Annotated in this window: 26 protein-coding genes; 18 read left to right on the top strand and 8 right to left on the bottom strand. The window is 38.5% G+C overall.

The features are described from left to right. Window positions 1–203 precede the first annotated feature (203 nt). Window positions 204–557 (top strand): hypothetical protein, encoded by a 354-nt coding sequence (locus EWU22_RS03065; protein ID WP_109321917.1) that lies wholly within the window; start codon window positions 204–206, stop codon window positions 555–557. Window positions 558–708: 151 nt separating this feature from the next. Then, window positions 709–2,985 carry an ATP-dependent helicase gene (locus EWU22_RS03060; RefSeq protein WP_130924357.1) on the top strand — a complete coding sequence of 759 codons (2,277 nt, stop codon included), beginning with the start codon at window positions 709–711 and terminating at the stop codon, window positions 2,983–2,985. 1 nt (window position 2,986) lies between these two features. On the opposite strand, the gene EWU22_RS03055 is transcribed toward EWU22_RS03060, so the two are convergent. From EWU22_RS03055 to mutY, 5 genes are all read right to left on the bottom strand, one after another. Next, on the bottom strand, window positions 2,987–3,928 hold the full coding sequence (locus EWU22_RS03055) for a hypothetical protein (protein WP_130924356.1): 942 nt from the start codon (window positions 3,926–3,928) through the stop codon (window positions 2,987–2,989). Continuing rightward, window positions 3,925–4,881, bottom strand: a complete 957-nt coding sequence (locus EWU22_RS03050) for a PE-PGRS family protein (RefSeq protein WP_130924355.1) — start codon at window positions 4,879–4,881, stop codon at window positions 3,925–3,927. Before EWU22_RS03050 ends, EWU22_RS03055 begins: the two co-directional genes overlap by 4 nt. Further along, complete coding sequence (gene gldE / locus EWU22_RS03045) at window positions 4,865–6,223, bottom strand: gliding motility-associated protein GldE (protein WP_130924354.1); 1,359 nt, start codon at window positions 6,221–6,223, stop codon at window positions 4,865–4,867. Before gldE ends, EWU22_RS03050 begins: the two co-directional genes overlap by 17 nt. A gap of 76 nt (window positions 6,224–6,299) precedes the next feature. Then, a complete protein-coding gene (locus tag EWU22_RS03040; protein WP_109321912.1) occupies window positions 6,300–6,764 on the bottom strand; it encodes a single-stranded DNA-binding protein in 465 nt (154 codons plus the stop codon). 49 nt (window positions 6,765–6,813) lie between these two features. Then, entirely contained in the window at window positions 6,814–7,911 is a 1,098-nt protein-coding gene (gene mutY / locus EWU22_RS03035) for an A/G-specific adenine glycosylase (RefSeq protein WP_130924353.1), read from the bottom strand. Between the two features lie 176 nt (window positions 7,912–8,087). On the opposite strand from mutY, the gene EWU22_RS03030 reads away from it, so the two are divergent. The 9 genes from EWU22_RS03030 (at window position 8,088) to EWU22_RS02990 (ending at window position 17,169) form a co-directional block, all read left to right on the top strand. Then, the gene (locus EWU22_RS03030) at window positions 8,088–8,381 is read left to right on the top strand and encodes an HU family DNA-binding protein (protein ID WP_109321911.1); all 294 of its coding nucleotides are present in this window, start codon (window positions 8,088–8,090) and stop codon (window positions 8,379–8,381) included. Window positions 8,382–8,406: 25 nt separating this feature from the next. Beyond that, window positions 8,407–9,273, top strand: a complete 867-nt coding sequence (locus EWU22_RS03025; protein ID WP_109321910.1) for a tetratricopeptide repeat protein — start codon at window positions 8,407–8,409, stop codon at window positions 9,271–9,273. Between the two features lie 280 nt (window positions 9,274–9,553). Beyond that, the gene (locus tag EWU22_RS03020; protein ID WP_130924352.1) at window positions 9,554–11,110 is read left to right on the top strand and encodes an Rne/Rng family ribonuclease; all 1,557 of its coding nucleotides are present in this window, start codon (window positions 9,554–9,556) and stop codon (window positions 11,108–11,110) included. Continuing rightward, window positions 11,088–12,314, top strand: a complete 1,227-nt coding sequence (locus tag EWU22_RS03015) for a tetratricopeptide repeat protein (RefSeq protein WP_231962627.1) — start codon at window positions 11,088–11,090, stop codon at window positions 12,312–12,314. The genes EWU22_RS03020 and EWU22_RS03015 overlap by 23 nt, the downstream gene beginning before the upstream one ends. An 88-nt stretch (window positions 12,315–12,402) precedes the next feature. Then, entirely contained in the window at window positions 12,403–13,860 is a 1,458-nt protein-coding gene (locus EWU22_RS03010; RefSeq protein ID WP_130924351.1) for an inorganic phosphate transporter, read from the top strand. Between the two features lie 60 nt (window positions 13,861–13,920). Continuing rightward, window positions 13,921–14,748 (top strand): DUF2490 domain-containing protein, encoded by an 828-nt coding sequence (locus EWU22_RS03005; RefSeq protein WP_130924350.1) that lies wholly within the window; start codon window positions 13,921–13,923, stop codon window positions 14,746–14,748. 37 nt (window positions 14,749–14,785) lie between these two features. Beyond that, a complete protein-coding gene (rsmG, locus tag EWU22_RS03000) occupies window positions 14,786–15,412 on the top strand; it encodes a 16S rRNA (guanine(527)-N(7))-methyltransferase RsmG (protein ID WP_130924349.1) in 627 nt (208 codons plus the stop codon). A 40-nt stretch (window positions 15,413–15,452) separates the two neighbouring features. Further along, entirely contained in the window at window positions 15,453–16,439 is a 987-nt protein-coding gene (locus EWU22_RS02995; RefSeq protein ID WP_130924348.1) for a glycosyltransferase family 2 protein, read from the top strand. A gap of 1 nt (window position 16,440) precedes the next feature. After that, a complete protein-coding gene (locus EWU22_RS02990; protein ID WP_130924347.1) occupies window positions 16,441–17,169 on the top strand; it encodes a DUF5672 family protein in 729 nt (242 codons plus the stop codon). On the opposite strand, the gene EWU22_RS02985 is transcribed toward EWU22_RS02990, so the two are convergent. Continuing rightward, complete coding sequence (locus EWU22_RS02985) at window positions 17,166–18,026, bottom strand: sugar phosphate isomerase/epimerase family protein (protein ID WP_109321903.1); 861 nt, start codon at window positions 18,024–18,026, stop codon at window positions 17,166–17,168. The two genes, EWU22_RS02990 and EWU22_RS02985, sit on opposite strands and share 4 nt — an antisense overlap. A 304-nt stretch (window positions 18,027–18,330) precedes the next feature. Between EWU22_RS02985 and EWU22_RS02980 the strand changes: the two genes are divergently transcribed. The 4 genes from EWU22_RS02980 (at window position 18,331) to EWU22_RS02965 (ending at window position 19,909) form a co-directional block, all read left to right on the top strand. Then, complete coding sequence (locus EWU22_RS02980; protein ID WP_130924346.1) at window positions 18,331–18,618, top strand: type II toxin-antitoxin system TacA family antitoxin; 288 nt, start codon at window positions 18,331–18,333, stop codon at window positions 18,616–18,618. A gap of 2 nt (window positions 18,619–18,620) precedes the next feature. Beyond that, window positions 18,621–19,115 (top strand): GNAT family N-acetyltransferase, encoded by a 495-nt coding sequence (locus EWU22_RS02975; RefSeq protein ID WP_130924345.1) that lies wholly within the window; start codon window positions 18,621–18,623, stop codon window positions 19,113–19,115. Between the two features lie 234 nt (window positions 19,116–19,349). Continuing rightward, entirely contained in the window at window positions 19,350–19,595 is a 246-nt protein-coding gene (locus tag EWU22_RS02970; RefSeq protein WP_130924344.1) for an AbrB/MazE/SpoVT family DNA-binding domain-containing protein, read from the top strand. Next, the gene (locus tag EWU22_RS02965) at window positions 19,586–19,909 is read left to right on the top strand and encodes a type II toxin-antitoxin system PemK/MazF family toxin (RefSeq protein WP_130924343.1); all 324 of its coding nucleotides are present in this window, start codon (window positions 19,586–19,588) and stop codon (window positions 19,907–19,909) included. Before EWU22_RS02970 ends, EWU22_RS02965 begins: the two co-directional genes overlap by 10 nt. Window positions 19,910–19,915: 6 nt before the next feature. Here the strand turns inward: EWU22_RS02965 and EWU22_RS02960 are convergent, their stop codons facing one another. Then, entirely contained in the window at window positions 19,916–20,281 is a 366-nt protein-coding gene (locus EWU22_RS02960) for a LytR/AlgR family response regulator transcription factor (protein WP_130924342.1), read from the bottom strand. A gap of 288 nt (window positions 20,282–20,569) precedes the next feature. Between EWU22_RS02960 and EWU22_RS02955 the strand changes: the two genes are divergently transcribed. Continuing rightward, a complete protein-coding gene (locus tag EWU22_RS02955; protein WP_130924341.1) occupies window positions 20,570–21,541 on the top strand; it encodes an aldo/keto reductase in 972 nt (323 codons plus the stop codon). Here the strand turns inward: EWU22_RS02955 and EWU22_RS02950 are convergent. Then, window positions 21,522–22,241: a thioredoxin domain-containing protein gene (locus EWU22_RS02950; RefSeq protein WP_130924340.1), complete on the bottom strand. Its 720-nt coding sequence runs from the start codon at window positions 22,239–22,241 to the stop codon at window positions 21,522–21,524. The genes EWU22_RS02955 and EWU22_RS02950 overlap by 20 nt on opposite strands. A 137-nt stretch (window positions 22,242–22,378) precedes the next feature. Here EWU22_RS02950 and eno point away from each other — a divergent pair, with 137 nt between their 5' ends. Beyond that, a complete protein-coding gene (gene eno / locus EWU22_RS02945) occupies window positions 22,379–23,656 on the top strand; it encodes a phosphopyruvate hydratase (RefSeq protein ID WP_109321895.1) in 1,278 nt (425 codons plus the stop codon). 4 nt (window positions 23,657–23,660) lie between these two features. Next, window positions 23,661–23,978, top strand: coding sequence for an FtsB family cell division protein (locus EWU22_RS02940; RefSeq protein ID WP_109321894.1), 318 nt, complete (start codon window positions 23,661–23,663; stop codon window positions 23,976–23,978). Window positions 23,979–24,058: the final 80 nt, after the last annotated feature.

Here is a 24,058-nt window from a genome sequence, read left to right as displayed (position 1 = left end):
AGAAAACGAAATATGATTTTGAGAAACCCCAATAATTGAATTATTCGAAGAAATATAATTTTTTTAAGAGGAATATTCTTAAAAAAGTGAAATTTTTTGCGTATTTAATTTGGAGTTAATATGAAAAGTCTAGTTTTGAACCAACAAACGGAAAGATTCCGCCTAAGATTTTATTAATCAAGCATTTATCAATTATCAACATTATGAAAAATTTCATCACAAAAAACGCCTTAGCCGCTTTCGTTGTAGCCGCTGTTTTGTCTGTCTCTTCTGCACATGCCGCAGAATTCGCTCTTCCTGTTAACATTGATCAAGTAGGTAAAATGAAGTTCCTAGTTAGCTCGGATATCACTTCACCCTTGTTCGTGGTCATTTACGATGAAGACAATAACCAAATCACTCGCGAGTCACTTAGTTCAAAGAAATTATTCAATTTCTCTAACCTAAATGATGGCCGATACAAAATGGTTATCTTCGATTCACGTAAAAACATCATCAAATCCAAGACTTTCAATATTTTAACTGAAACTCGAAGAGATTTGATTGCTATTCAGTAAGCGATTATCCCCAAGAAGAAAAAGGCGCCCAAGGGCGCCTTTTTTATTTTCTTCTAAAATACCCTCCCAAAAAATAAGTTAGTATACCAAGCCCCTGCTCAAAAATTCGTAATTTTAATTTCTATTTTTTCCCATCAATTAAATTTCCCTTATGGATTATTTGGCTGGCTTGAATGAGCCCCAACGACAAGCTGTTTTACACACGGAAGGCCCATTAATGATTATCGCTGGAGCTGGATCTGGCAAGACCCGTGTGTTAACCTACCGAACGGCTCACCTCATTCAACAAGGCATCGATCCATTCCAAATATTGCTATTAACATTTACCAATAAAGCCGCTGGCGAAATGCGCCATCGTATCGAATCCGTCATTGGAAAAGAGGCAAAAAACATCTGGATGGGAACTTTCCACTCCGTATTTGCCAAAATATTACGTTTCGAAGGAGAGAAATTAGGCTATACTTCTAATTTTTCCATTTATGATACCGATGATTCCAAGTCTTTACTTCGTACCATCATCAAAGAATTGAACCTCGACGATAAAGTTTATAAGGTCAATTTGGTTTTAAACCGAATTTCTGGAGCCAAAAACCGATTAATTAGTCCTGAACAATACCTAAATAGTGCCATTCTCGGCGAGGAAGATCGCATGGCTCGTATCCCTAAAATGGGGGAAATTTATCGTACGTACTGCATTCGTTGCTTTCAAGCCAATGCGATGGACTTTGATGATTTATTGTACCAAACCAATATCCTTTTTAGAGATCACTTGGATGTTTTGAACAAATACCAACACAAATTCAAACATGTGATGGTTGATGAGTTTCAAGATACCAACGTTTCTCAATACCTATTAACCAAAAAACTCGCAGCCGTACATCGCAATATCTGCGTGGTGGGTGATGACGCACAAAGTATTTATGCATTTCGAGGAGCTGATATTCAAAACATCTTGAATTTTGAAAGGGATTATGCCGACTTAACCACAATTAAATTGGAAGAGAACTACCGTTCTACCAAAAACATTGTGGCTGTAGCCAATTCTATCATTTCCAGAAATAAAAACCAACTCGAGAAAAACGTTTTTACTTCGAATGAAATTGGAGACCAAATAGAAATTATCCGGGCTGGAAGCGATAATGAAGAAGGCCGAATGATTGCCTCCACCATCTTTGAAACCAAGCAAAAAGAAGGTTTACATTGGTCAGATTTTGCCATTTTATATCGAACAAACGCTCAATCCCGCTCTTTTGAGGAATCGCTACGTCGACTAAACATTAAATACCGCATCATTGGAGGTTTATCTTTCTACCAAAGAAAAGAAATCAAAGATGTGTTGGGATACTTGCGATTTGTCGTGAACCAACAAGATGAAGAAGCTTTTAAACGTATCATCAACCTTCCCAAACGTGGTATTGGCGATACAACAATCGCAAAAATTGTGGTAACAGCAGCAGAAAATAATTGCTCCATCTGGGATGTCATTTCCAACATTCAAACCTACCAAGGTGCAAGAGGTACGGCCGCCATCGAAAACTTTGCCGATTTAATCAAATCGTTCAAAATAATGACGGAGGTCGAGCATAAAGATGCCTATGAAATAGCTAATCACGTGGCCAAAGCCTCAGGACTCTTACGCGAACTCTATGAGGATAAGACCGTAGAGGGACTAGCCCGTTATCAAAACTTACAAGAATTATTAAATGCCATCAAGCAATTTGTGGATGATCCAGAGAATGAAGATAAATCACTGGCCACTTTTTTACAGTCGGTCTCTCTTTTAACCAATGCCGATACCCAAGAAGATCCCAATGATCGAGATAAGGTTACTTTAATGACAGTTCACTCGGCTAAAGGATTAGAATTTAAACATGTCTTTTTAGTTGGCTTGGAAGAAGATTTGTTTCCAAGTCAAATGATGCTGCAAAGTCAAGCCGACTTAGAAGAAGAGCGTCGCCTATTCTATGTAGCCGTCACACGAGCTGAAAAAAAATTGATGATTTCCTATGCAGAATCTCGCTATCAATTCGGCAGATTAAAATCCTGTGAGCCTAGTCGATTCTTGGATGAAATTGATAGTACCTATTTAAAAATGGCGAAAACACCTGGCAAAAAGGAGGTTCAAGCTTTCAGACCTGTCCAGAAAACGGGCTTTGTTTCAAGCTCAACGAGTCCATCAGCTGCCCAATTAATCCAAAAGCCAAAACAAAACACCAATTACCAACATGTAGCTTCTAGCAATTTCATCCCTACAGATCCCCTAAAATTGGAGGCGGGTCAACAAGTAGAGCATCAAAAATTCGGTTTTGGCTTGATCAAAAAAATTGAAATTAATGGTGCTGAAAGAAAAGCTGTGATTGATTTTGAAAAGGGAGTAGGAGAAAAAACCTTACTCTTAAGTTTTGCCAAATTAATGGTGAAAGCTTAGCTTATTTCTTGGGAGTGAAATAAACATGAACAGGACCGGGGGAACTCGCTACCTCCGAAATGGTATAAAAACCATCGGCCTTTTGTGAAAAAGCAAGCGCCTCTCCTTGAGGTTCTAATTTGCTAGGCACAATTTTGGGCGGACGTTTCAGTGCTTCACCTAAGCTCTCATGCTTCCCTTTTTTCCAATAATAAACTTCTAAATAATTCCGAATAATAACCTCCTGGTTGTTAGTCGCCACATCCCCAGCCGTAATATTATAGAGTTGTTTTAAGATAGCTAAATCGGAACTAGGTTCTGAAAAATTCAACTTTCTAACAAAATCTGCCTCGACCACTTGTTTACTCTTAAAACTATTAGCTTTAATCCGAAACAAGCTTTTACGATCATCTTGCTTACTAACTAAGTACATATCTCCATTCAACTGATCCACTAACAAGCATTCCATGTCCTTTGATCCGTCAGGTAGTCTAAATTCTAATTTTTCCACCTGTTTGATAATTCGAGTAACCATATTAGATCCTCGTATATCAAATTCTTTGAATCGATAAATAAAATAGGAGCTATATTCCTGCTTATTATCACCTGTATCGGCAATATAGATATAGGATTCATGGGGACTTTTATACCAAGAAGCCAAGTCCTCCCAATCTCTATTTTGAGCACCTTGAAGCAAAAACTCGACTTTGCCCGTTCCGTAACGGTCAATTAAAAAAATTCGGTTTAAATCTTGAGAATCATTGACTACCCAAAATAACTCTGGATTTAAGTGACTAGCTACCATCCCAGATGCTTCATCAATTTCAATGTTTTCCAAAACTCCTTCATCGACTGTTGCCGAAAAATTCGTTTTAGCCATTTGTGCATCTATGATATAGAGCGACTGGCATGCCCAGACAATCAAGGCAAGGATCCCTAATCGAAACCAGTGAGCAATTTTCACTTTCGCTTGTAGTAATATAAATGAACGGGGGCCGTAGCTTTCTCAGAAATGGTGTAATACCCTCCGCCATCGGCAGCAAAAGCGATTCCCTCTCCCTGAGGTTCCGTTGGATTTCCTACATAAGGAACTTGTTTCGCTGTCCTAGCTAAAGCTTCAGGGATTGTTTCATTGGCCCTACGCTTCCAATAGTAGCATTCAAAATAATTCTTAACTAAAATCTCTGAATTGTCTGGCGATATATCTCCTGCCGTAATATAATAGGCTGTTACAATTTTATCGATGGTAGAAAATGGTACCGAAAAATTCAATTCTTGCACAAATTCAGCCTTCACGTTGGCTTGATTGGTAAAGCTTCCCGCAGGGATCTTATACAGTCTTTTTTTAGTTTCTCTTTTGGAAATAATATATACATCCTTGGTCTTTTGATCTACCAACAAACATTCCATATCTCGAGAGCCATCAGGTAACGTAAATGTCAATTTCTGAACCCCAGTGATGGTTGCGTTATTGATTGAAGAAACATTCGGTTCATTAAACCAATAAATGGCGTATGAGCTATACGTAGCATTATTATCACCAAAATCAGCAATGTATACCACGGCACTTCCATTACTATCTGATATCAAAGCTATGTCCTCCCAATCTCTATTTTCTGCTCCTTGAATGACAAATTGCTTCATCCCTTTCCCAAAAGTATCAATCAAAAAAAGTCGATTACTATCTCCAGAATCATTGTGCGACCATAAAAAACCATCATTCTTTTTACTTGCCACAATTCCTGAAGCCTCATCTAATTCAGGATTTTCTATAATACCTCGATCTACCCCATCTTCATAGCTGGATTCCGTAACACCAGGATCTGGTGTTGGAGCAGGTCCAGGACATGCTGTCAGCAATAAGCTTAAGGGTAGTAAAAAAAGAAAACGTTTATACGAACTAATTAGTTTTTTCATCAGATTCAGGTGGCAAAGGAATAGCATTAAGGCTAACCTTAATTTTTTTAATTCGGCGGGTATCCACCGATTGAATTTTAAAGACAAAAGGTTCACAAACGATTTCTTCCCCTGCATGCGGAATACGAGAAAATAACTCGATACACAAACCTGCCAAGGTTTCGCTTTCTCCTTTTACTTTTTCGAAAATAGAGACATCTACGTCAAAAACACGGCAAAAATCATTTAAAGAAATTTTAGCCTCAAACAAATAAGTATGTTCATCCAGCTTTTTATAATCTAACTTTTCCTCATCAAATTCATCGTTGATATCCCCTACAATTTCCTCTATAATATCTTCCATAGTCACCAAACCTTCCGTTTCTCCGTATTCATTCACCACAATGGCCATGTGTACCCGTTTTTCTTGAAAATCGTAAAGCAAATCATCAATTTTCTTGTTTTCTGGGACAAAGAAGGGTTGATGCAATAAGGACAACCAATCAAAATTCTCGTCTTGATCAATATGCTCCAATAAATCTTTAATGTATAATATCCCCTCTATTTTATCTATCGTTTCAGCATACACAGGTACTCGAGAATATCCATTTTTATTGATCTTATCCATTAATTCATGGAAATCCATTTCGGTATCAAAGGCAACAATATCTCTCCTAGCTTTCATCACACCTTTTACCGAGGTATTCCCAAAATTCAATATACCCCGTAAAATGTCTTTTTCTCTCTCTGTTGTATTCTCATCCGTAGTTATCTCCAACGCCTGATTCAGCTCGTGCGTTGTCAAATAATAGGACTTCTTCTCAATCCGACTTTCAATCAAATTAGAAATGCCTAATAAAACCCTAGAAAGTGGCTTAAACACAAAGGTGAAAAAGTCAATCAATGGAGCAGTATATCGAGCAAAAATCAAATTGTTTTGTTGTGCCCAGACTTTGGGAATCAATTCTCCAAAAAAGGCGATGATAAATGTCACTCCAAACAATAAAAACAACGTGACAATCAAGGTATTAACAGACTCTTCCCCAATCAATAGTTGAGTTAGGTAGTTCGCCAAGGTAATAAAAATAATATTCACAAAATTAATGGCTATCAAAAGTGTAGCAAGTAATAGCTGTGGCTGATCGAGTAGTCGGCTAAGTGTTTTTTCTTTCTTTGTTGCACTTTCTTTTAACGCGATTCTTTGTTCCGCATTTAAGGAAAAAAAGGCCACCTCTGAGCCTGAAAGCAGGGCAGAAAGCAGAATTAAAGCTAATAAAATAAGGCTTATGAAGATGATGGAAGGCGCGCTGATGTTGGGCTCAAAAGCAATCAACAAGACATTCGAAAAGGGATCGGCCTCCATAGGGTAAAGCTAAATTTATGCAAATTTATAAAAAAAGGGAATAGTTTTTTTATCTATTCCCTTCTAGCCCAGAATATTAAAATGGGAGGTCATCGTCTCCTGAATCTGCTAATGTTGGAAAATTCGGAGAAGGCGAGGCTGATTTATCGGCCGTTGGCAATGCTTCAGGTCGAGGTCTAGCATCTGATGCTTCATTGGCGGGACGATCATTTCTGCCACCAATCAAGTTAATGGAGGTAGCGCGAATCCTGTAACCACGCACCGTAGCCCCATTTTTATCTTGCCATTCTTCTGAACGAATTTTCCCCTCGATGTACACTTGATTTCCTTTTCGCAAATATTGCTCTGCAATGTTGGCTAAATTATCCCATAGCTCTACACGGTGCCATTCCGTTTGCTCCACCCGTTGCCCATCTTTTCCTGGATAGGATTCGGAAGTAGCTATATTAATATTCGCTACCTTAATACCACTAGGTAAGGCTCTCACTTCTGGGTCTCCCCCCAAATTGCCTAATAAAATAACTTTGTTTACTCCTGCCATAATGTGTTTGTTTTAAATGATTATCGGCAAACCCTTTGCCAAAACAAAATTATCGTGGCATTGAATCATTAAAAATCTGCAGATGCAAATTATCAGTTATCAGATTCAAAAGCAAGACCGATTTTCCTAGCTTTTCAAAGTCCTCAGGCTGAATCCATTGAAATCCATCCAGCATGCTAATGTCAAGATTATCAGGAACTTGGATATGCCAAGCCCGACAATGGATCTTTTGGTGGCTAAGGATATGTAATTTAGGAGACTTCAACGACTGTATGGTAGCTCCTTGGAGGAGCGTAGATAAATTCTCATCCATTTCCATGATGCTTTCCAGTTCCTCCACTTGAGGCGATTCAACCAAATAAAACTCCCATAAACCGGACCAAATATCCTTTTCTTTCCTTTCTCGGATTAAAATTCTTTTACCTTGTTCTACAATGAAATAGTTAAAATATCGATTCCGCTGCTTGGCTTTCTTTTGCTTTACTGGAAAATCTGAAATCCGTTTTTGTTGAAATGCAAAACAAGTGAGGCTCAATGGACAACTACCACATGATGGTGCAGGGCTACATTGCAAAGAGCCAAAATCCATGATTGCCTGATTAAATTCGGCGGCTAAGTCATTGGGGATTAACTCTTGAGCTACTTCGGTAAACTCCTTTCTAGCAGAACTATGTAAGATGTCTGTTTCAATACCAAAATAACGGGCCAATATCCGAAAGACATTTCCATCTACGACGGGTTTAGCTTCTCCAAAAGCAAAAGAGGCTATGGCAGCCGCAGTATATGGTCCCACACCTGGTAATTGGATTAACGCATCATAAGTAGTCGGAAATTTTCCTTGAAAATCTGACACGACCAGTTTCGCTGTTTTATGTAAATTTCTGGCTCGGGAATAATAGCCTAAACCTTGCCAATGTCGAAATAAAACCGACTCATCCGCATGAGCTAAAGATTCAACGGTTGGAAAAACCTCCAGTAATTTTAAATAGTATGGCAATCCTTGGGCTACGCGTGTTTGCTGTAATACAACTTCCGACAACCAAATAGCATAAGGGTCTTGGGTTTGTCGCCAAGGTAATTCACGGGCATGTTGCCGATACCAAGTTAATAGGCCTTTTGTAAAAGGGTGATGATTTATAGATTGCATGGGATGATTCAAAGATACAAAGAAAGAAGGGAGCATTTTGACATTGATTTGCTAAAAAAATCAATTAAATCATTGACAACCATTTCTATTCTTCAAGAAAAACATTACTTTTGTGTCCCTTTTAAAGAAAGGGAAAGCGATTAGAACAAAATTGATAATTTAAAGCATTAATTACCGTGACCAAGGCAGATGTAATTGCTGAAATTTCCAGCAAAACAGGGATTGACAAAAAAGATGTTTCTGAAACGTTAGAAAAGTTTTTCGAAGTTGTAAAAGATAATTTATCCAAACAAGAGAACATTTATGTTCGTGGTTTTGGAAGTTTTATTAACAAAAAGAGAGCTAAAAAGATTGCTAGAAATATTTCTAAAAACACGGCAATTACTATTGACGAGCACTATGTACCTAGCTTTAAACCAGCTAAAGTGTTCATTGAACAAGTTAAAACGAGCACTGACCCTGCTAAATAAGGTGTAATGCCTCAGGTCTAGAAAGATGAAGAAATCCTATGTGATCATTCTTGTTATTGGCCTTGGGTTAACCGCCCTCATATTTCAATTACCTAAGGGAAATGTGAGTAATACTACGAGTAATGCTCCTGCTGGTGGAGCCAATCGCGATGCGAAGGGCGATGATCACCAGGATGAACATACCGCAGAAAGCGCGACAAAATCAGAAGATACGCATGCTGCACCGTTGACAAATGCTCAACAAGCAGCAGTAGCTAAGTTGAAATCTGAATTGAGTCAAGCAAAAACAGAGGTTTCTCAGTCTAGTGTGTTAGATAAATTAATCAACACATTTGTGGGAGCTAATCATTACGATAGTGCTGCTTATTATGCAGGACAATTCGCCGATCAGCATCCTGCCCTGAACAACTTCTTACGTGCAGGCCAATTGTATTTTGAGGCCCAAACTTATGCACTGAACCCGACAAAGGGCAAAGCCATGGGAGAAAAAGCACGTGTTTATTTTGAACAAGTATTATCAAAAGATCCGTCAAACCTCTTGGTTAAAACGAATTTGGCGATGACTTATGTGGATACACCCACTCCGATGAAAGGGATTACCTTACTGAGGGAAGTGATTGAACAAGAGCCGACATTTGTGCCAGCTTTATTTAATCTGGGGATTTTATCCATTAAATCGAATCAATTTGGCAAAGGTCAAGAACGATTCACACAGATATTGAAGCTGGAACCAACCAATTATAAAGCTGCCTTAAACCTCGGCTTTTGCTTGGCCCAGTTAGATAAATTAGATGAGGCAAAGAAAGTGCTTCGGATGGTCCTTGACAAGAGCAAAGACCCTGAAGAAACCAAAGCTGCCCAAGAGTTGCTCGCAGAAATGCAAAAACATTGAGGTTGAAAATCAACTTCTTACATTATTCAAAAATTTAAACGCTAACAGGTATGCCTTGCGGAAAGAAAAGAAAACGTCATAAGATTTCAACACACAAAAGAAAAAAACGTCTTCGTAAGAATCGTCACAAGAAGAAATAGTTAGTATAATTACCTCCTTTTGGTAGCGTAATTAGGTAACCCAAAAACAGACCATCCCAAATGGCCTGTTTTTGGTGTTTGTTATATATATTAGCGTAGGGATAAGTCTGTCCCGTCTAACATTCTTCTCGTAATATATTGTGAGTAATGAATTAATCATTAATTCTACCCCCAAAGGGGATAGAATTGCCCTTTTGCAAGACAAAAGGATTGTAGAATATCACATAGAACAGTCGGAACCTCAATTCTCCGTGGGTGATATCTATCTCGGTACTGTCAAAAAATTAGTCTCTGGTCTTAACGCTGCCTTCATTGATATTGGTTATGAAAAGGATGCTTTCCTCCATTACCATGACTTAGGCCCTAACTTGAACTCACTGCAGAAATTCTCACGTGATGTCATGAATAAAAAGGGCAAAAACATCAAGTTGGAGAACTTTAAAATAGAAGAGGAAATAGATAAATTAGGTAAAATCGATAAGGTTTTAACCCGTAATCAACTCATCTTAGTACAGGTCGTTAAAGAACCTATTTCCACCAAGGGCCCACGCCTTTCTTGTGATATTTCCATCGCTGGAAGATTCTTAGTGTTAGTTCCTTTCTCTAATGGCGTCAATATTTCAAAGAAAATTACGTCCAAAGCAGAAAGAAGCCGATTGATGAAATTGATGTCGTCCATCAAACCGAAAAATTTCGGGGTCATCGTAAGAACCGTTGCGGAAGGTAAAGCTGTGGAAGAAATGGAGCGCGACCTTCGTGATTCTATTTCTAAATGGGAAGATGGTATCGCTAAATTAGTAGATGCCAAACCTAGAGATCGTGTTATCGGTGAAATGAGCCGTGCCACTTCGATGTTAAGGGACTTGCTAAACAACGATTTTGACAATGTCATCGTAGATAACCAGGATTTGTACAATGAAGCCAAAGGTTATGTGCATCAAGTAGCTCCAGAAAAAGAAAAAATAGTCAAATTACATACGGGTAAAACCAAGTTATTTGAACAAGTGGGGATCGAGAAGCAATTGAAAATGCTTTTCGGAAGATCCGTTTCTTTACCTGCTGGAGGTTATTTAATCATCGAACACACGGAAGCATTGCACGTCATCGATGTGAACTCGGGAAATAAATCCAACTCTGAAGATGACCAAGAGGCTACCGCTTTAAGCGTTAACCGCGAAGCTGCTAAGGAAATTGCCCGTCAACTACGCCTTCGTGATATGGGTGGTATTATCGTGATCGATTTCATCGACATGAAAAAAGCGGATAACCGTAAGTTAATTCAGGACATCATGCGTGATGAAATGAGAACGGACCGTTCCAAATACACCATCTTGCCGCTGACTAAATTTGGATTGATGCAAATCACCCGTCAGCGTGTGCGTCCAGAAATGAACGTGGCCACACATGAAACCTGCCCTAGTTGTGGAGGTACCGGCACTATCACGGCTAGTATCGCCGTTTCCGAGATCATTGCCCAGCATGTGGAACATTTGGTTACCAAACAAAATGAGAAAAAACTCACTTTATTGGTTCATCCATTCTTAAGTGCTTACTTTACTAAAGGATTCCCTTCTATACGAATGAAATGGTTCATGACGTTTAAGTCTTGGATTCACATTACAGAAGATTCTTCCCTAGGTATTACTGACTTTAAGTTTCTGAACCACAATGGAGATGAGATCGAGATATCGTCTTAGATCATATGTACTACTTCTAAGTTTTCTTTCACTATCTTTCCTTAGCTTAGGTCAATGGTGGAAGAAAACCGAAGAAGCAGAAAAAGAGCGTTCCAAAGGAATGCTTTTATTAACTTCCGAAGTACAGATTGAAGCAACCAATGCCATCAATCAAATGTACAACTTCAAATTCCCAGAAGCCGAAAGGGAATTCAATTACCTCAAAGTCAAACATCCTGATCATCCGCTGCCCGACTTCCTTTTGGGACTCGTGCAATGGTGGAAAATGGTACCCAATACCCAAAATGAGGTGTATGATGACAGGCTATTAGAATACATGGATCGGAGTATTTCCAAAGCAGAGAAAATTTGGGATGACACCGAAAACCCAGAAGCCGCTTTCTTTATGGCGGCTGCCTATGGATTCAAAGGCCGTTTACATGCTGAACGCAAACATTGGGCTCGTGCCACTCTGGCAGCTAAAAGTGCCTTGAAATACTTAGAATACTCCCGGGAATTTGCTGATTTCAGTCCTGAACTGATGTTTGGCGACGGACTCTACAATTACTATTACCATTTCATTAGGCAAAACTTCAAACTACTGCGTCCAGTACTTTGGCTTTTCCCTAAAGCCAATAAGCAACAAGGCATCGAGCAATTAGAAAAGGTTAGTTACCAAGCCTTTTATACCCGAACAGAAGCCCGCTATTTTCTTTTGCAAATCTATGCCATGGAAAACATGTCGGAAAAGAGTTACGAACTTGCTAAATACACGCATCAAAATTATCCCGATAATCCTTTCTTCGAAAGATACCACGCCCGTTCGGCCTTCATGTTAGGGAAATTAGACGAGGCGATGGAAGTTTCTAAAAGTATTCTGAGTAAAATCGACAATCATCAAGTAGGCTATGAAGGGGTATCTGGCCGTTATGCCTCCTATATTTTGGGGTATTATCAATTATATATTTTTAGAAATCCTGCTGAAGCCAAAATATATTTCCAGAAATGCATGGATTTCTCCATTCAAACTGGTTCCTTAGAGTCAGGTTACTATTGGGCTTCCGTCTTAGGTTTAGCGAGAATTGCTTATCAAGAGGGTGATTATGATGTAGCGGTGGACCACTGTAAAGAGGTAATGGATAAGGCCGATAAAAAAACAAGCCAATATACAGACGCTAAAAAATTACTCTCAGAGGCTAAAAAAGCCCGCAGAAAAAAGAAATAAAGAATTTAACAATTACTTAACATTAACATCATTGCTAAGCCATAGTTTTGCGACCATATTTGCACCAATATACCTTAAATAATACGATATGTTTGGGTTAGATCCTACCTTATTCTTCTTACTCTTTTTATGCCTGTTTGCTGCTTGCGCATTTGAATTCGTAAACGGATTCCATGATACAGCAAATGCCGTGGCAACTGTTATCTACACCCATTCATTAAAACCCACACAAGCCGTTGTTTGGTCTGGATTCATGAATTTTGTGGGTCTATTAACTGGTGGTGTCGGTGTTACCATGAGTATCATCGGGCTACTTCCCACCGAACTGCTCATTGATACCAATGTGTACCATTCCATGGCGATGGCGCTCTCGCTGTTATTTTCAGCTATATTATGGAACTTAGGTACTTGGTATTTTGGAATTCCCGCTTCTAGTTCGCATACCTTAATTGGCTCTATCATTGGTATTGGAGTTGGACACGCAATATTACCTGAAAATCAAACCAATGTCAGTGCAGTGAACTGGGACAAAGCCCAAGAAATTGGTCAAGCCTTATTACTCTCTCCTTTATTTGGTTTTGCATTGGCTATCGTATTGATGTACATCCTGAAAAAGACCATCAAGAATAAAGAAATCTTTAAAGAACCTAAAAAGAATTCTCCTCCTCCCCTGTGGATTCGTGCTATTCTAATTACAACTTGTACTTTGGTTTCATTTTTCCATGGACGTAATGACGGTCAAAAAGGTATAGGTCTTGTTATGGTGATACTTATCGCCTTTTTACCTGGCTATTTTGCTATCAATTCTACCTTAGATTTACAGCGCTTACAAAAAGACTTAAATCAAGTTGAAATTATTTCTGCCAAAATCGACACAACAACCTTATCTATTAAGGAGCAAGAAAGTTATCGTACTGTAATGGGTTCATCTAAAGCATTGCACGAACTACTTTTAACAAAAAACATTCAAACCAGTAATTTATCTACCAAGCAAAAATTTGACATTAGAAAAGCGGCATTAAACATCAATAAGCATGCCAAAAAATTGATTGAAAGTGAATCTATTGCCTTGTCGGAAGCTGATAAAAAAGCATTCAAAAAAGCTACGGCTGGAGATAAGGCCGCTTTCTTTGCCTTTGGTGCAACCTCAGGAACAGGTATTGCGGCAGTGACCGACTTCGCTCCAAACTGGGTGATGTGGATGGTGGCTCTTTCTTTAGGTCTTGGAACGATGGTAGGTTGGAAACGAATTGTGGTAACCATTGGAGAAAAAATTGGTAAACACCATTTAACTTATGCACAAGGTGCTTCTGCCGAATTAATTGCCTCGGTGACTATTGGATTAGCAACGGCATACAAATGGCCAGTTAGTACTACGCACGTATTGAGCTCAGGTATCGCTGGAACGATGGTGGCTTCTAAAGGTATCAAAAATCTACAAGGCGGAACCGTCAAAAATATTGTCATGGCTTGGGTATTAACTCTCCCAGTAACCATCGTATTGGCGGCAGGTTTGTTCGTCTTTTTCCGTTGGATTACGGGATAAAAGCTTGTAATTTTGAGGGAAGCCAAAAGCTTCCCTTTTTTTTACACACCAATATAATCCATGAAACAGTTAAGCCTAAGCCTAAAGCTTGTGCTTATATTTTGTGTCCTAAGCGCAAAAGCACAATCACCTAGGCAATATTACCATATTTCAAATGGCTGGACTGACCTAAACATATCAGGTAAAATAGCTGGTAAATTCAGTTGGCAATTAGAAAACCAACAAAGAAGACAGGACCAACAAGGAGATTATAATCCTGCTACTACGACGGGTAATCCGTATCATAATTTGAACCAACATGTATTCAGGCCTTATATTCATTACCAAATGAGTCCGGCTGTACGTTTCTCCTTGATGCCACTAGGCTGGATTGGAACCAATCGCTTTAGTAATGGGGAACCCTCCGCATTCTTTTCTGAATTGCGGGTCTCTCCCCAAGTTATTTTAACTCAACAACTAAATCGAGTGCGCATCGACCACCGCTTACGCTATGAATTTCGTTGGCTAGGAGCTAACCAAGCCGTGGAGGATAAAAGCTTCATATATGGTGGCGATTTTTCTACCAGCACGTACCGAAAAAGATTCCGCTACCAAATCAAAGGAAGTATGCCCCTTGGAAAAGCCAAAATGGAAGATAAAACTTGGTATGTACAAGCTTATAATGAGCTAATGATCAATATGGGCGAAAATGTTCCTAACCTCAATATCTTCGATCAAAACAGATTATTAATAGGTCTTGGCTATCGTATCAACTCCAATATGTCGGTAGAAATGGGTTATATGCAACAAAGTATATTCCGTTTTAACAATGCCACTAAAAATAATGTAGAAATCAATAACATCCTTCAAGTAAATCTAGCCATATCCAATTTCGAAACATTCTTTTAAACAAGGCATTTACGTATCTTTGCACTTTGAAAAAGAAATGAAAGCCGATATCATCAAAAATTACTTTCCAGAACTGACATCCAAACAATTGGAGCAATTCGAAATGCTCTATCCTTTATACCAAGAATGGAATGAAAAAATCAATGTGATTTCTAGAAAAGATATCGATAACCTGATGTTACATCATGTGCTTCATTCTTTAGGAATAGCTAAAATCATTAATTTCCGACCAGGCACTGAAATCCTTGACGTAGGAACAGGCGGTGGCTTCCCTGGCATTCCTTTAGCTATTTTATTTCCTCAATGTACATTTACCTTAGTAGATAGTATCGGTAAAAAAATCAAAGTAGTAGAAGGCGTAGCTTCATCGCTGGGTCTAGAGAATGTCACTGCTCTACACACTAGAGCTGAAGACCTAGATCAAGACTTTGAGTTTGTTGTCAGTAGAGCCGTTACTCGTATCACCCCGTTTTATTATTGGGTCAAAAACAAGATTAGTCCTAACCATTTTCATACCCAGAGAAATGGCATATTTTGTTTAAAAGGTGGAGATTTAACAGAAGAATTGGCCGAATTTGGTAAAAAACATAAGATATTTGAGTTGGGAGAAATCTTCAACGAAGAATATTTTGAGACTAAAAAAGTGGTTTACGTTCCTATGTAAACAGCGTTATTTCCTTATATTGAATTTTTAATCTGTTTGAATGCCCCATATTTCAGTTGCTCTTTGTACCTATAACGGCGAAAAATACCTCCCATACCAACTGGAAAGTATAGCTTCACAGACTCAAGCCATACATGAGCTCGTTGTTTTTGACGATGGTTCAAGTGACAAAAGCATTGAAATTTTAGAAGCCTTCAAACAAAAAGTGCCTTTCCAAGTACACATTCATCAAAACGAAAAGAATGTAGGAAGTAGCAAGAACTTTGAAATGTGTGTGCAGGCATGTAGTGGAGACCTCATTTTTTTTAGTGATCAGGACGACCTATGGTTGCCCCATAAAGTAGAAACCTTAGTTCGCTATTTCGAAAATTATCCTGAAATAGATGCCGTTTTCTCCAATGCCATCATGATTGACCGGGCCGGAAAACCTACGGGTAAAACTAGCTTCGAACAAATAGAATTCATTGAGCCATTACAAGAACTTTGGAAATCAGGCAACTCATTTGATATTTTATTAAAAGGCTATGTCGTTACAGGTGCCACATTAGCCATTCGCTCTCAGGTAAAAAAAGAAGTGTTCCCAACCCCACACATCATTCCTGAACTGATTCACGATGGCTGGATCGCCTTGTATTTGTCCATGACCAATCGAATTGCTTTTGTAAAAGAGCCTTTAATCCAATATAGAGAACATGATAGCCAACAGGTGGGCCTCAAAAGCGAAAAAAAGGCAGTCTCGCTCTTGGATCGTTTCAAGCGTTCTAGAAAGGCTAAATTAGTTCAGATCGAGAAAAAAGCAACCGATTCCTCTGCCCTATACACTTACCTGAAAGCCAGTGGAAAAGCTCCTGAAAATGCCTTGGAAAAAGTGGCCAGTCGGATGTTACATTACCAAATGCGCGCCAAGCTAGCCAATAACCGATTACTAAGAATTTGGCCCGTTTTGAAAGGAGTTTTGCAAGGAGGTTATAAATTGCATGACGGAGGCAAGTGGTGGCATCCAGTATTAGGAGATATCGTTGAATAACATGCAAACATTGGTGGGAATCGTTATTCCTATTTACAAAGAATCCATTTCGGCATTGGAACAAAAGTCTTTGCTCCAGTGTAAAAAAATATTAGGCCACTATCCCATCCATTTTGTATTACCAGAAGGGCTAAAAGCTCCCTATGTACAGGAATATTTTCCGGATGCATCATTAGAATTTTTCCCCCCATCTTTTTTTACCAGTACCAAATCCTACAATCATTTATTGATTGACCCAGCTTTTTACGCGCGTTTTAGCCAACATGAATTTATTCTAATCTATCAATTAGATGCCTACGTGTTCCAAGATGAATTGGTAGCTTGGTGCCAAAAAGGCTATGATTATATTGGAGCACCCAAATTAAAGAAGAAACATTGGGAAAATAAGGACGCTTTTCAATGGCCGCTGATAGAGCCCATTATGATGAATGGGGGCCTATCCTTACGAAAAGTGGCCCCCATTATCAAATTTTTAAACTGGTATCATCGGCTGTTCGGCACATGGCCAGCCAACGAAGATTCGCTTTTTTCTGTTTACCATAAAAGAGCTTTTCCCCTTCGCTTCTTGCTCAAATTACCTACTTGGAAAGAGGCCTTGGCATTTGCCTTTGAACAAAACCCACAAATCAGCCTTCAGCTCAATGCAGGGAAATTACCCTTTGGTTGCCACGCTTGGGAAAAGTACAATCCTAGCTTTTGGGAACCATTTATGGAAGAAAAAGAATCCTAAAAATTCTTCTTCGCTAAATAATCACGACTGATTTTTAAGCTTTCAAAAGGATCACGCTTACTTACATCTTGTTCTACAAACCAGTATTTCAAGCCAGCTGCCTTTCTAGCTGCGAAGATGCGATCAAAATCAATGGTACCATTTCCAACCTCAGTAAATACCTTAGTTCCTGCTTCCATATCTTTGACGTGCCATAGAGGGAAACGACCTGGGTGTTTCTCAAAATAAGCAACTGGGTCTATACCCGCACGACCAAACCAATATAAGTCAGCTTCCATTTTCACCAAATCAGGCGAAGTATTTTGTAAAATGAAATCGTAAGGAACAAAATCTGCCGACTTCACAAATTCAAAATCGTGATTATGGTAGGCGAACTGGATACCTGCCGATTTAGTGGCTTCTCCAGAGCTAGTCAATAAACTTGGTAGGGCCTTGTAATGATCTGCACTACGCTCATTCGGGAATAAGAATGCACATACCATGAACTCTGCACCCACGTGGTGTAAATCTTCTACAGCCTTTTGCCATCCGTCAGACAATGTACCTTTGGATTTGATAGCGATACCTGAAGTATGGTGAGAGCTAACTACTTTTAAGCCCACACGATCTAGAATGGTTTTAAATTCATGGGCCGTTTTGCCAAAGAAAGTACCATTGTATCCGTAGATTTCTAGGTTTTTATATCCAAGTCCAGCCAATTTCTCCAAGGATCCTTCTAGGTCTTTGGCTACGGCGTCACGGACAGTGTATAGTTGTACACCCAAAGGTCCTAAATAAGGATTGGCTGCAAGGCTGGAGTGAGCGTATAGGCCCGAAACTCCTAAGGCTAAGCCTTTTAAAAATATTCTTCTTTCCATTGTATTAATATGATAAAATAGATATCCACGAATTTAACTATTCGTAGAAATAAATGAAATGAATTGGGGAATAAGTTTTTTACTGGCGGATTAATCCTACTGAATTTGATGCCCTATTTCAAAAAGTTTCACTTTCAAGATTTGAAATCCCAAACGCAACAATCAATTAACTGATTATCTTTTCAGTATACTAGATTGAATCAATTCAATTTGACTATTTTACAATGAATTCAGAAAAATAACCTAACTTAAAAATACTATTTTTGTACGTACAAAATACGTACATTTGTGAAAAATGGAAAGAATGAAAAGCAGCATAAAAGAACAAAGTCGGTTTGATGCAAGGCTTCCCAAAGAGCAAAAACAATTGTTTGAAAAAGCAGCAACACTAGGTGGTTACCGAAATCTCAGTGATTTTGTATTTCAATCTGCTCAAGAAAAAGCTCAAGAGATCATCCAGCAACAAGAGTTGATTCTTGCCAGTGAAAAGGATGCTCAATTATTTTTTGACGCCATAACACATGCTAATAAACCCAAAGAAAGTTTGAAGAAAGCCTTGAAAGAATACCAACAATGGTCAGCTAAGCTTTAGCCATGATTGAATTACTTAATTCCAAACACAAACGAGCCGACTTTGATTGCGGGAAAGACTTACTTAACAACTATCTAAAAACACAAGCTTCACAAGATGTCAAAAGGAAACTTGCTGCGTGTTTTATATTGGCCGAACCCAAATCAAACCTGATTCAAGGTTTCTATACACTCTCCAATTATAGCATTCCATTACATCATTTCCCTGAGTACATCCAAAAAAAACTTCCTCCCTCTTACACTTCTATTCCCATTAGTCTTGTAGGACGACTTGCCATAGATAATAAATTTCAGGGTAAGGGATTAGGAAAAATCTTACTTATTGATGCACTCAAAAGATGTTTGGAAGCTTCTATTGTAATGGGCTCATTCGCCGTTGTAGTGGATCCCATCGATTCAGAAGCCAGCATCTTCTATGAACAATTTGGTTTCATTTCATTACCCGATAGTAGCAAAATGTTCATAGCCATGAAAACGATAAAGGAGTTATTCAAATAAGGACAAGCTTTATAATTTTTTCCAAAGAGACAATTAAAAGAATATTAATCCGACCAATTATCAACAAACTGTATATTTTCCTAGCAGCTAGATTTTATCAAATTCAATGCTCAAATTCGAATCAATCTAGATCATGTAAATGATAGTAAGCTCTGATTCATACTCTGAAAGACTAAGTTAAATACATTGGAATATTCATTTTTGTAATAACTTTGTAATTACAAAAATGTTCATATGAAAATATCCATTATACCCATAGGAAACTCCAAAGGCATACGTCTTTCGAAAACAATGCTCGAAAAATATCAAATAGAAGACAGCATTGAACTCATTTTACAGGAAGATTGCATTGTTTTAAAACCTATTCAAAAGGCTAGAAAAGGCTGGACTGAGGCATTCCGACAAATGAGTGAAAACCAAGAAGATCAATTACTGATACCCGATGTATTCGAAGATGAATCCTTAGAAGCATGGAAATAAAGCAATACCAAATCGTGCTTGTCAATTTGGATCCCACGCAAGGAAGTGAAATGAAAAAAACGTGTCCGTGTGTTGTTATTTCTCCAAATGAGATGAATCAATATTTGCAGACTATCGTCATTGCACCCATGACTACTCAAAGTAAAACTTATCCAACTCGAGTTCCTGTCATTTTTAATGATACTCAAGGCTGGGTCGTACTGGACCAAATCCGCACCATTGACAGAAAACGCATCATCAAAACATTGGAATTTCTAGACGCCAGTGAGATGATCGAACTGAAAAAAATAATGCGAGAAACTTACGTAGATTAAGAAGTTCTACGATGCCCCAGCTAAAGCATGATTACTTAGGAAGTCGCGCAAAGGTCGTACTTGGCGACGAGAAATAGAGATATTGACATCATTCGTCAACTTAATCACTTTACCGTATTTTAAATCTACAGATGAAATACATGTTGGATTAACTAATGCTGATTTGGATGGGCGAATGAATCCATAATCTTGTAATAAAGTTTCAAAAAATTTCAAGGTCCGACAAGAAAGAACCTTACGACCATCTTTCAGAAATATATTGGAATAGTTTCCTTCTCCTCGAATAAAAAGAATACAACTAGGGCAAACTTTAAAGGTTCCTAAATTTATCAATAACTTCTCGTCACTAGAAACAGGCTTTATATTTTTCATAAATTAAGTAGATTAAACTGACACAGGGAACATTTACGATGTAAAGCTACCCAATGTTCTTAAATAAAAATTCATAATTCACGTTATTTGTGTTATTAACGCTTTTAAATAACAATTAGGGCATTTTAATTTAACAATTTGTTAACATTCTAGAACCTGTTCAAACATAATTTGTCAAAAATTTTAACTAAAACTTGATTAAAACATATTCCAAAATATACCCAAATACTTATTTTTCAGGTCAGGCGGCTCTTAGAAAATCCTTACCTTTAAGAAAAAAATCACGACATGAAATACAGACGTTTTGGCAAAACAAATTGGCAAATAAGTGAGGTAGGCTACGGCATGTGGGGCTTAGCCGGTTGGACAGGTTCCGACGATAATGAAGTTCAAAAATCCTTGGAATTATCCGTAGAATTAGGCTGTAATTTCTTTGATACAGCATGGGGCTATGGAGAAGGATTATCTGAACAAATTTTAGGTTCATTGCTTAAAAAACATGCCGAAAAACAATTATATGCCGCCACTAAAATTCCACCTAAAAACTTTATTTGGCCTTCCAAATCACATTTCGAATTAAAGGATTGTTTCCCTGCTCAGCACATCATTGAATACACGGAAAAAAGCTTGAAAAACTTAGGTGTAGAGCAAATTGATTTACAGCAATTCCACGTTTGGGAAGATGCATGGGCAGATAATGACGATTGGAAAGAAGCAGTTCAAAAATTAACGCAAGAAGGGAAGGTCAAACATTGGGGAATCTCTGTCAACCGTTGGGAACCGAATAACTGCCTGCGCTCACTGGAAACCAACTTGTTTTCTTCAGTACAGGTGATTTACAACATCTTTGACCAAAACCCTGAAGACCAACTGTTCCCACTTTGTCAAAAATTAGACATTGGTATCATTGCACGTGTACCATTGGATGAAGGAAGCTTAACGGGCTTATTGGATTATAATACCACTTTCCCTGCCGACGATTGGCGTTCAACGTATTTCGTTCCAGAAAACTTAACCTCCAGTGTGGATCACGCGAATGCGTTAAAACCATTGGTCCCAGTGAATATGGACATGCCCGAAATGGCTCTTCGCTTTATCTTATCGAATCCAGATGTGGGAACCATTATCCCTGGCATGAGAAAATTAAAGCATGTGAAAAGCAACATTGGTACTTCTGACGGCCAGGGTTTAGCTCCTAGCCTTTTGGAAGAACTTAAAAATCATCGCTGGGAAAGACAACCTACCGAATGGTCCCAATAGATTGATCAAAAAGCTCTTTTAATTGAGCTTCTTCGCGGAATCCCGATGTTTTTTGGAGCAATTTTCCACCTTGGAAAACCAAAAAGCTCGGGATTTCGTCAATTCCAAAGGATTGTAAAATGGCTTGATTACCATCAGCCTCTACTTTTAAGACAGTTACCTTGCTCGAATAATCTTGGGTAAGTTTATCTACAGTAGGCATCATTTTAAGACATGGAGCACACCATTTGGCATAAAAATCCACCACTACGGCCTTTTCTGTTTGAATCTTCTTAGTAAAATCAGCTAAATCCCAACCTTTGTCATGAGCCACAATAGGCACACCTTCCAAAGGTTTCAATTTAGTCGTCCATTTCAAATACCCTCCCTTCAATTCTGTCACTTGGAATCCTTCTTTACGCATTAATTCTGCTGCTTGTGCCGAGCGTCCTCCTGAAAGGCAGTAAATAAGTACAGGCTTATCCTTGGACAATTTCTTAATTTGCTCCGCAAAATCAGCAGAACGGAAATCAATATTTGTTGCCTTGGGCAAATGGCCTCCACCAAATTCGCCAGATGTTCTCACATCCAACAATATTGCATTAGGAGTCTCTTGAATCTTTTTTTCAAAGACCTCTACCTCAGCTGTCTGAGCATTTAGCTGTGAAGAAAAAAGAAGTGTAAAAGTGAAAAATGAGGAAAAAAGAAATTTAGCTTTCATTATTATTTGATTAATTATCAGCGATTTAAGCAGCTGACTTTCGGTAAATCAGTGATTTTATCTAAAAATTACGTTATTTTGCAGGGCAATTTAATCAATTACAACGTAATCCATTTATTCACAATAATAATTATACGATGAGTGCAATACAGTACGTTCACGCAAGACAAATTTTAGATTCACGTGGAAATCCCACAATCGAAGTAGACATCAAAACAGAAGATGGTGCTTTCGGTCGTGCAGCCGTTCCTTCTGGAGCCTCTACAGGTATCCATGAAGCAGTGGAATTACGCGATGAAGATAAATCTGTTTATGTAGGAAAAGGCGTTTTAAAAGCCGTAGAAAACGTAAACACAACTATCGCAGAGGAATTATGGGGCCTAGAGGTATCTGAGCAGAACATGATCGACCGTTTGATGATCGAATTAGACGGTACACATAACAAAGGAAAATTAGGAGCTAATGCTATTTTAGGTGTTTCTATGGCAGTAGCTAAAGCTGCAGCTCAAGAAGCAGGTCTTCCACTTTACCGTTACATCGGTGGAGTAAATGCTAATACGCTTCCTGTGCCTATGATGAACATCTTAAATGGTGGTTCTCACGCTGATAATAGCATCGACTTCCAAGAGTTTATGGTAATGCCAGCTAAGGCAGAAAGTTTCTCACATGCATTACGTATGGGTACAGAGGTTTTCCATGCTTTGAAAGGAGTATTGAAAAGCAAAGGATATTCAACCAACGTAGGAGATGAAGGTGGTTTTGCACCAAACATCAAGTCAAACGAAGAGGCTATCGAAATCGTTTTACAATCGATTGAAAAAGCAGGTTACAAACCAGGTGAGGAAATCTTCATTGCTATGGATGCTGCTTCATCAGAATTCTTTGATGAGAAAACTGGATTGTATACTTTCAAAAAATCTGATGGTAAACAATTGAACAATATGGAAATGGCTGCTTATTGGCAGACTTGGGTGAACAAATACCCAATCATTTCGATTGAAGATGGTATGGCTGAAGATGATTGGGCTGGTTGGGCTGAGCAAACTAAATTGATCGGTTCTAAGTGTCAATTAGTTGGTGACGATTTATTCGTTACGAATGTGAAGCGTTTACAACAAGGTATTGAGCAAGGTGTAGCTAATGCTGTTTTAGTGAAAGTAAACCAAATCGGTTCTTTAACTGAAACAATTGATACAGTTAACCTAGCTAAACGTAATTCATACAAAAACATCATGTCACACCGTTCAGGAGAAACTGAAGATGCGACCATCGCTGACTTGGCTGTAGCTTTAAATACAGGTCAAATCAAAACTGGTTCTGCTTCACGTTCTGACCGTATGGCTAAATACAACCAATTGCTTCGTATTGAGGAAGAATTAGGTGCTAACGCTTATTTCCCAGGTTTGAATTTCTAAGATCATGGATCGCGTTAAAGGGCTTTTTCTTGGAAAATATCGCTTCTATGTAATCTCTACTAGTATTATGCTGGTTTGGATGTTCTTTTTAGATACTAATGACCTTCGGGTACAATACCGTCTGTGGAACGAACTTAGAGTGATGAAGAATGAGAAAGCCTTTTACCAACAAAAATTAAAAGAATTGGAAAAAGAGCGCCGAATGGTGGTCGGAAACCCAGCCTTGTTGGAAAAATATGCGCGTGAAAAATATCTAATGAAACGACCCAATGAAGATATTTTTGTCATCGTCGATGAAGAAAATAAACCTTTGGAACCCTAACAAAAAAGCTCCCAGCAAATGGGAGCTTTTTTTATGTCTTTACCGATAAGATAAGATTTGTATTCGTTAATTTTGATTAT

Origin of the sequence: Aquirufa nivalisilvae (genome assembly GCF_004307455.1) — a bacterium.
Lineage (GTDB): Bacteria > Bacteroidota > Bacteroidia > Cytophagales > Spirosomataceae > Aquirufa > Aquirufa nivalisilvae.
The sequence above is the reverse complement of the archived record's forward strand: the minus strand, read 5'-3'. Positions and strand labels throughout refer to the sequence as shown.

What these genes read in the sequence shown, in the direction of transcription:
- EWU22_RS02990 (WP_130924347.1), top strand. Translation starts at nt 16,441, where the DNA reads ATGCAAACATTGGTGGGAATCGTTATTCCTATTTACAAAGAATCCATT.
- EWU22_RS02980 (WP_130924346.1), top strand. Translation starts at nt 18,331, where the DNA reads ATGAAAAGCAGCATAAAAGAACAAAGTCGGTTTGATGCAAGGCTTCCC.
- EWU22_RS02965 (WP_130924343.1), top strand. Translation starts at nt 19,586, where the DNA reads ATGGAAATAAAGCAATACCAAATCGTGCTTGTCAATTTGGATCCCACG.
- EWU22_RS02940 (WP_109321894.1), top strand. Translation starts at nt 23,661, where the DNA reads ATGGATCGCGTTAAAGGGCTTTTTCTTGGAAAATATCGCTTCTATGTA.
- EWU22_RS03015 (WP_231962627.1), top strand. Translation starts at nt 11,088, where the DNA reads ATGAGATCGAGATATCGTCTTAGATCATATGTACTACTTCTAAGTTTT.
- EWU22_RS02995 (WP_130924348.1), top strand. Translation starts at nt 15,453, where the DNA reads ATGCCCCATATTTCAGTTGCTCTTTGTACCTATAACGGCGAAAAATAC.
- EWU22_RS03050 (WP_130924355.1), bottom strand. Translation starts at nt 4,881, where the DNA reads ATGAAAAAACTAATTAGTTCGTATAAACGTTTTCTTTTTTTACTACCC.
- EWU22_RS02960 (WP_130924342.1), bottom strand. Translation starts at nt 20,281, where the DNA reads ATGAAAAATATAAAGCCTGTTTCTAGTGACGAGAAGTTATTGATAAAT.
- EWU22_RS02985 (WP_109321903.1), bottom strand. Translation starts at nt 18,026, where the DNA reads ATGGAAAGAAGAATATTTTTAAAAGGCTTAGCCTTAGGAGTTTCGGGC.
- eno (WP_109321895.1), top strand. Translation starts at nt 22,379, where the DNA reads ATGAGTGCAATACAGTACGTTCACGCAAGACAAATTTTAGATTCACGT.
- EWU22_RS03010 (WP_130924351.1), top strand. Translation starts at nt 12,403, where the DNA reads ATGTTTGGGTTAGATCCTACCTTATTCTTCTTACTCTTTTTATGCCTG.
- mutY (WP_130924353.1), bottom strand. Translation starts at nt 7,911, where the DNA reads ATGCAATCTATAAATCATCACCCTTTTACAAAAGGCCTATTAACTTGG.
- rsmG (WP_130924349.1), top strand. Translation starts at nt 14,786, where the DNA reads ATGAAAGCCGATATCATCAAAAATTACTTTCCAGAACTGACATCCAAA.
- EWU22_RS03065 (WP_109321917.1), top strand. Translation starts at nt 204, where the DNA reads ATGAAAAATTTCATCACAAAAAACGCCTTAGCCGCTTTCGTTGTAGCC.
- EWU22_RS02975 (WP_130924345.1), top strand. Translation starts at nt 18,621, where the DNA reads ATGATTGAATTACTTAATTCCAAACACAAACGAGCCGACTTTGATTGC.
- EWU22_RS02950 (WP_130924340.1), bottom strand. Translation starts at nt 22,241, where the DNA reads ATGAAAGCTAAATTTCTTTTTTCCTCATTTTTCACTTTTACACTTCTT.
- EWU22_RS03005 (WP_130924350.1), top strand. Translation starts at nt 13,921, where the DNA reads ATGAAACAGTTAAGCCTAAGCCTAAAGCTTGTGCTTATATTTTGTGTC.
- gldE (WP_130924354.1), bottom strand. Translation starts at nt 6,223, where the DNA reads ATGGAGGCCGATCCCTTTTCGAATGTCTTGTTGATTGCTTTTGAGCCC.
- EWU22_RS03060 (WP_130924357.1), top strand. Translation starts at nt 709, where the DNA reads ATGGATTATTTGGCTGGCTTGAATGAGCCCCAACGACAAGCTGTTTTA.
- EWU22_RS03025 (WP_109321910.1), top strand. Translation starts at nt 8,407, where the DNA reads ATGAAGAAATCCTATGTGATCATTCTTGTTATTGGCCTTGGGTTAACC.
- EWU22_RS02955 (WP_130924341.1), top strand. Translation starts at nt 20,570, where the DNA reads ATGAAATACAGACGTTTTGGCAAAACAAATTGGCAAATAAGTGAGGTA.
- EWU22_RS02970 (WP_130924344.1), top strand. Translation starts at nt 19,350, where the DNA reads ATGAAAATATCCATTATACCCATAGGAAACTCCAAAGGCATACGTCTT.
- EWU22_RS03040 (WP_109321912.1), bottom strand. Translation starts at nt 6,764, where the DNA reads ATGGCAGGAGTAAACAAAGTTATTTTATTAGGCAATTTGGGGGGAGAC.